Origin of the sequence: Lacisediminihabitans sp., from assembly GCF_036569425.1 — a bacterium.
Taxonomy (GTDB): domain Bacteria; phylum Actinomycetota; class Actinomycetes; order Actinomycetales; family Microbacteriaceae; genus Lacisediminihabitans.
The window spans coordinates 1-6,302 of sequence record NZ_DATCQQ010000041.1; the positions used below are offsets into that span (position 1 = coordinate 1).

Sequence of the window (6,302 nt, forward strand, 5' to 3'; positions counted from 1 at the left end):
AAACTCGGCGGAATCCGCCAATGGGTCGAGTCCGTCTTCGACACGATGAAAGGCCAACTCACCCTCGAAGAACACGGCGGACGCACCATCCCCGGCGTCTACTCCCGCGTCGCCGGACGCCTACTCGCCCTCGCCGCCGGAATCTGGCACAACTGGCTCACCGGCCAACCCAACAAACGATCCCTCATCGCCTACGACCATTAGGACTCACTCATCTAGTGGTAGAAGTGGCGTTCGCCGGTGAAGTACATCGTGACGCCGGCCTTCTTCGCGGCCGCGATAACCTCTTCGTCCCGCACGGAACCGCCCGGCTGGGCGACGGCCCGCACACCGGCCTTCAGCAGGATCTCGAGGCCATCGGCGAACGGGAAGAACGCGTCCGATGCCGCAACCGAGCCGAGCGCGCGGTCTCCGGCGCGGTCGACAGCGAGTCGACAGGAGTCGACCCGGTTGACCTGGCCCATGCCGACCCCCACCGACGCGCCGTCGTCGGCGAGCAGGATGGCGTTGGACTTGACCGCCCGCACCGCGCGCCAGGCGAACTCGAGGTCGGCGCGGGTGGCGTCATCCGCCTCGTCGCCGGAGACGAGTTGCCAGGAGTCCGAGGTGAACTCGTCGAACACGTCCGGCTGCTGCACGAGCAGGCCGCCGCTGATCTGCTTGAACTCCACGTCGTCGCGGTGGTACCCGGCCGGAAGCTTGAGCAGCCGCAGGTTCTTCTTCGTCTTGAGAAGCTCGAGCGCCTCCTGGTCGAAGTCGGGGGCGATCACCACCTCGGTGAAGATGTCCTTCACGCGCTCCGCCATCTGGACGGTGACCGGGCGGTTTGCCGCGATCACACCGCCGAACGCCGAGACCGGGTCGCACTCGTGGGCGCGAAGGTGCGCGGAGGCGATGGGGTCGCCGGCCCCCCTCGCCACGGCGATGCCGCACGGCTGGGCGTGCTTGACGATGGCGACGGCTGGCTCGCTGAAGTCGTAGGCGGCGCGCAGGGCGGCGTCCGCGTCAACGTAGTTGTTGTACGACATCTCCTTGCCGTGCAGCTGGGTGGCCTGGGCGATCCCGGCGCCACCCTCCGAGACGTAGAGCGACGCATCCTGGTGCGCGTTCTCGCCGTACCGAAGCACGTGGGCGAGGCTCGCCCGCACCTCGAAGACGTCGGCCTCGTCCCCGGCCGCCTCGGGCAGGGGATGCGCCGCGCGGATGCCGATGCTGCTGGCGAAGAACGCGGCCACCGCCGTGTCGTACGCCGCGGTGTGAGCGAACGCCTCGCCGGCGAGCCGCTGGCGCTGGGCGAGGGTCGTGCCGCCAAGCGTCACGGCCTTGATGATCTGCTGATAGCTCGCCGGAGACACGGCGATCGCCACGTTGGCGTGGTTCTTGGCGGCCGCGCGAACCATCGCCGGGCCTCCGATGTCGATCTGCTCGATGGCGGCGTCACCCGTGACCCCGGAGGCGATCGTCTCCACGAAGGGGTAGAGGTTCACGACGACCAGTTCGAACGGTTCGATGCCGAGATTCGCGAGCTGCACCTCGTGGCTCGCGAGCCTCAGGTCGGCGAGGATGCCGGCATGGATGGCGGGGTGCAGTGTCTTCACCCGTCCGTCGAGCGACTCGGGGAATCCGGTGATCTGGGCGACCTCGGTGACCGGATGCCCGGCATCCGAGATCGTCTTGGCCGTCGACCCGGTGGAGACGATCTCGACCCCGGCCTTCGCGAGGACGGCGGCGAGCTCGAGCAGGCCGGTTTTATCGCTCACCGAGATGAGCGCGCGGCGGATGGGGATGGCGTCGCGGGAGCGGAATTCGGATGGGGCGTGGCTGGGACCGCTCATGCGTGGGCGAGCTCCTCGAGGTTGATGGTTCCGTTGGCGATGTCGAGCACGGTCTGCACGAGCAGTTCGCGCTCCACGGGCTTAATGCGCTCGTGCAGGGTGGACTCGGTGTCGCCGGGCAGGATCGGCACCCGACGCTGGGCGATGATCGGGCCGGCGTCGACGCCGTTGTCGACGATGATGATGCTCGCACCGGTCTGGTCGACTCCGGCGGCGAGCGCATCCCGCACGCCGTGCGCGCCCGGGAACTCGGGCAGGTAGGCCGGGTGCGTGTTGATGAGGGTGGGGCTGAGCGCGGCGATCACGCGCGGCGGCAGGAGCTTCATGAACCCGCTGAGGATCACCAGGTCGGGCTGCCACTGCCTGATCTGCTCGAGGATGGCGTCCCCCCAGCTCTCCCTGTCCGGATAGCTGGAGAGCGCTGCGGCAAAGGTGGGGATGCCGAAGGCCTCGGCGTGCCCGAATCCTTCGGCGTCGCGGTCGGCGCCGACGGCGACGACACGGGCGGGAAACTCCGCGTCTTCCGACGCTTCGAGGAGTGCGCGAAGGTTCGACCCGCCGCCGGAGATCAGGACGACCAATGAAAGCACCCCCTGAGCCTATCGCGGGTGAGCCGGGCGGCCTCGTCATGGGCGTGCACCCCGACCTGCGCATCCCCGACCGCATCCCGACCGCGCATCCCCACCCGCGTTTCCCAACCCGCGTTTCTCACCCGCGTTTCCCAACCCGCGTTTCCCACCCGCGTTTCCCACCCGCGTTTCCCAACCCGCGTTTCCCAACCCGCGTTTCTCCGGAGGTTTGCGCTCCAAACGGCATTTCGAGCTCCCACCGGGCCGAAAAACGCTCTCGCGGAGCCGAACCTCCGGAGAAACGCACGGGCGGGATGCGCACGGGCGAGAAGCGCATGGGCGAGATGCGGGTGAGCCGGGCGGCCTCGTCAGGGGCGGGGCGGGCGGCCGACCAGGAGGCCGATCACGGCCGCGACACCGAACTCGAGTGCCGCGAACGCGCCGACGAGCAGCGGCGACGGGCCGACATCCACGAGCCTGCCCGGCCCGGCGGCGCCGGCCGACACCCAGGCGAGAAGGCCGAGCGTGACGCCTCCGACCACCCCGATGAGCAGGCCCGTCCCGATGAGTATCCCGGCGGGCGGGCGGGTGTCGAGCGCCGCGACGAGCCGCGGGCGCACCAGAATCGCGGCGAGGAATCCGGCCAGCACCGGAAGGAGAAGGCCGAGAAAACCCCAGGCGAACTGCCCGCTCGGCAGCGCGCCCAGGATGGGAATGGCCGGGATCGGGCCGAGGCTCGTGCCGAGCGGACTCACCGCCGAGCCGGTGCCGATCGCGAACCCGGGTCCGACCAGCCAGGCTGCGGCCCAAATCACGAGGTTCGGCAGGAACGCGAGCTGGCCCACCGTGATCGCGATGCCGCCGAGCACGGCCGCGTGCACCCCTTCGTAGAGGGAGATGATCTTCGCGTAGCTCAGCAGCAGGAGCACGGCAACGAGAACGGCCGACACCGCCATCACGACCGATGCCGCCCCGATGCCGCCGGTGAGCGCCGCCGTCGCGACGGCGCGGGACCGCGGTCGACCGCCGCCCAGACGGTCCAGGAGCGAGCGCCCGGATGCCGTGCCGCGAACCGCCACCGACGTGCGTGACCCGAGCACGAGTCCCGTGCCCAGCCCGATCGCGAAGACGATGGTCGGCAGGAGCGCGCCCTGCCAGATCGACGGCCTGGCCGACGCGGTGAGGGTGCTGAGGGTGACCCCCAGCGAGAGCACCCCGAACGTCGCGATCGCCGCGAGGATGCCGAGATAGTCGTGCGGGATCTCCCCGATCCTGCGCCCCGCCCGCGCACCGAGCAGCACCGTCAACATGGCGAACCCGAGGGGGGCGATGGTGAGGACGAACGGGGTACCGGCGCCGGCGAAGCCGAGGCTCGACGCGATCACCGGGTTGAGCGTCATCGTCACGTCCACGCCGGAGCCGAGCAGCCAAATGTCGGCAGCCGCTCGCCAGAACACGATCCAGTCGATCTGCAGGCCGTACTGGAACGCCCAGAGGATCGTCAGCGGCACGAGGGGGATGCCGATGCCGATACCCACGACGAGGAGCGCCTCGAGAGCGGCGAAGAGTGTGGTGAGCGGACGATTCATACCGGTCGGAGCCTACCCGCGCATCGCTCGCCGACCGGCCCGCCCGTGCGGCGTTCCGGCAATCTCCCGGCCGAACTCGTGTTCCGGCCGCACGGTTCAGCCGGCGAGTGCCCCCGCCAGCGACTGGAACAGCATCGCGGTGGATGTCGCCCCCGGGTCGAGGTGGCCCGCGCTCCGCTCGCCGAGATAGCTCGCCCGCCCCTTGCGCGCCACGAGCGGGATGGTCGCCTCCCGGCCGGCCTCGGCGGCGGAGAACGCGGCCGCGGCCGCATCGGACACGCTCGCCCCACTCGCCACCGCCGCGTCGAGCGCGTCGATCGCCGGCGACATCGCGTCCACCATCGTCTTGTCGTTCAGCTCCGCCTTGCCGCGAGCGATAACGCCCTCGAAACCTGCTCGGAGCGCCGCCGCGAGGGCGGCGCCGTCGAGCTCGGTCACGGCTCCGGCCGTCGTTCCGAACCGGAGGAAGAACGTTCCGTAGAGCGGACCGCTCGCGCCGCCGACGGTGCTCACCATGGTCATGCCGACCATCTTGAACAGCGCGTCGACCGCCTCGGGCGGGGCGGCACCGATCTTCTCCATGACCGCGGTCATCCCTCTCACCATGTTCACCCCGTGGTCGGCGTCGCCGATCGCCGAGTCGAGCTCCGTGAGATAGGTGCGGTTCTCGGTGACGAGCGCGCTGAATCGCGAGAGCCAGTCGAGAAGCTGCGGGAGGGTTACGGTGCCGTCGCCCATGGTGCCTAGACCCCCCAGCGCAGGCCGGCGGTGTTCACCGGGGCGTCCCACAGTGTGAGGATCTCGTCGTCGGCCTTGAGCAGCGTCACGGAGCATCCGGCCATGTCGAGCGAGGTGATGTAGTTGCCCACGAGGTTGCGGGCGACCTCGACCCCGGCGGCGTCGAGCAGCTTCTTGACCTCGCCGTACATCAGGTAGAGCTCGATGAGCGGCGATCCGCCCATGCCGTTGAGCATCACGATGTTGGGGCCTCCCGTGAAGTCGAGGTCGGCGAGGATCGGCTCGACGAGCTGGCGGGCGATCTCGGCCGCCCCGGCGAGCGGCACGCGGTGGCGGCCGGGTTCGCCGTGGATGCCCACGCCCATCTCCATCATGTCGTCCGGCAGGTCGAAGGTGGGCTTCCCCGCCGACGGCACCGTGCAGCTCGTGAGGGCCATGCCCATGGAGCGCCCGGCGGCATTCACCCGGCGGGCGAGGTCGGCGACGCTCCTGAGGTCTCGGCCTTCTTCCGCCGCCGCCCCCACGATCTTCTCGAGCAGCACCGTCACGCCGACGCCACGGCGGCCGGCCGTCCAGGTGGAGTCCTCCACCGCAACGTCGTCATTGGTCACCACCGATTCCACCGTGATGCCGGACTCCGCCTCCGCCAACTCGGCGGCCATCTCGAAGTTCATCACGTCGCCGGTGTAGTTCTTCACGATGTGGAGCACGCCGGCGCCCGCGTCGACGACCTTGGTCGCCTCCTGCATCTGGTCTGGCGTGGGGGACGTGAACACCTCGCCGGCGCACGCGGCGTCGAGCATCCCTAGGCCGACGAATCCGCCGTGCAGCGGCTCGTGACCCGACCCGCCGCCGGAGATGAGGCCGACCTTTCCCGCCCTGGTCTTCTCGCCGCGGTAGATGATGCGGTTGACGTGGTCGACGTGGAGTTCCGGATGGGCCGCCGCGACACCGACCAGCGAGTCGGCAAGCACATTCGACGGGTCATTGATGAGCTTCTTCACGATGAAACCTCTTCCTCGAGTCTCTCGCTCCGGCCTCCCGGCACCGATGCCGCAGAGCGCTGTCGCAGGGTAAGGCGACAGTTCGCTACAACGCTAGACCGCGCGCCGCCCGCGCGCCACAAACGTGAGGAAACAGTGGGAGGAGTGGCTCGCCCTCGCGTCCCTTGGCGCCGTCGCGGGCATCCGAGGGCTCCGGCAACTCCGAGCGGAGTGCACGAATGTGCAGGGCGAACCCGATCCGCGTTCCACCGCCGCGGGGGCGGATTCGTCCGTCCTGTCGAGCCGCCATCGGCCCCGGTGCACGTTTGTGCAGGGAGCGTTCAACGATTGCCCGGATGCCCTAGGTTCGCAGTGGCGGAGCGGCCCGCTGCGAGGGCGCCGCCCGCCGATACCCCCGCAGTCAGTGTTAACGAAGGAGTTACGTCAATGACCGAGTACATTTTGTCGATTGATCAGGGTACGACCAGTACCCGGGCGATCATTTTCGATCACGCGGGTTCGATTGTTTCGTCGGGCCAGTTGGAGCATGAACAGATTTTTCCGCAGGCAGGCTGGGTGGAGCACAAC

General features: G+C 69.3%; 6 protein-coding genes and 1 pseudogene. 2 read left to right on the top strand and 5 right to left on the bottom strand.

What is annotated here, in order from left to right:
* A pseudogene (locus VIM54_RS07845) lies at window positions 1–204 on the top strand (IS982 family transposase); the annotation flags it as partial.
* 11 nt (window positions 205–215) lie between these two features.
* On the opposite strand, the gene purH reads toward VIM54_RS07845, so the two are convergent.
* From purH to dhaK, 5 genes are all read right to left on the bottom strand, one after another.
* Window positions 216–1,835: a bifunctional phosphoribosylaminoimidazolecarboxamide formyltransferase/IMP cyclohydrolase gene (purH, locus tag VIM54_RS07850; RefSeq protein ID WP_331900307.1), complete on the bottom strand. Its 1,620-nt coding sequence runs from the start codon at window positions 1,833–1,835 to the stop codon at window positions 216–218.
* Window positions 1,832–2,425 (bottom strand): phosphoribosylglycinamide formyltransferase, encoded by a 594-nt coding sequence (gene purN, locus VIM54_RS07855; RefSeq protein WP_331900309.1) that lies wholly within the window; start codon window positions 2,423–2,425, stop codon window positions 1,832–1,834. Before purN ends, purH begins: the two co-directional genes overlap by 4 nt.
* 347 nt (window positions 2,426–2,772) lie before the next feature.
* Entirely contained in the window at window positions 2,773–3,993 is a 1,221-nt protein-coding gene (locus tag VIM54_RS07860; protein ID WP_331900310.1) for a DUF6350 family protein, read from the bottom strand.
* 96 nt (window positions 3,994–4,089) lie between these two features.
* On the bottom strand, window positions 4,090–4,731 hold the full coding sequence (gene dhaL, locus VIM54_RS07865; protein ID WP_331900312.1) for a dihydroxyacetone kinase subunit DhaL: 642 nt from the start codon (window positions 4,729–4,731) through the stop codon (window positions 4,090–4,092).
* A gap of 5 nt (window positions 4,732–4,736) precedes the next feature.
* Window positions 4,737–5,735 carry a dihydroxyacetone kinase subunit DhaK gene (gene dhaK / locus VIM54_RS07870; protein WP_331900313.1) on the bottom strand — a complete coding sequence of 333 codons (999 nt, stop codon included), beginning with the start codon at window positions 5,733–5,735 and terminating at the stop codon, window positions 4,737–4,739.
* Window positions 5,736–6,161: 426 nt separating this feature from the next.
* Here dhaK and VIM54_RS07875 point away from each other — a divergent pair.
* On the top strand, window positions 6,162–6,302 hold a 141-nt coding region (locus VIM54_RS07875; protein ID WP_331900314.1), incomplete at its 3' end, for an FGGY family carbohydrate kinase.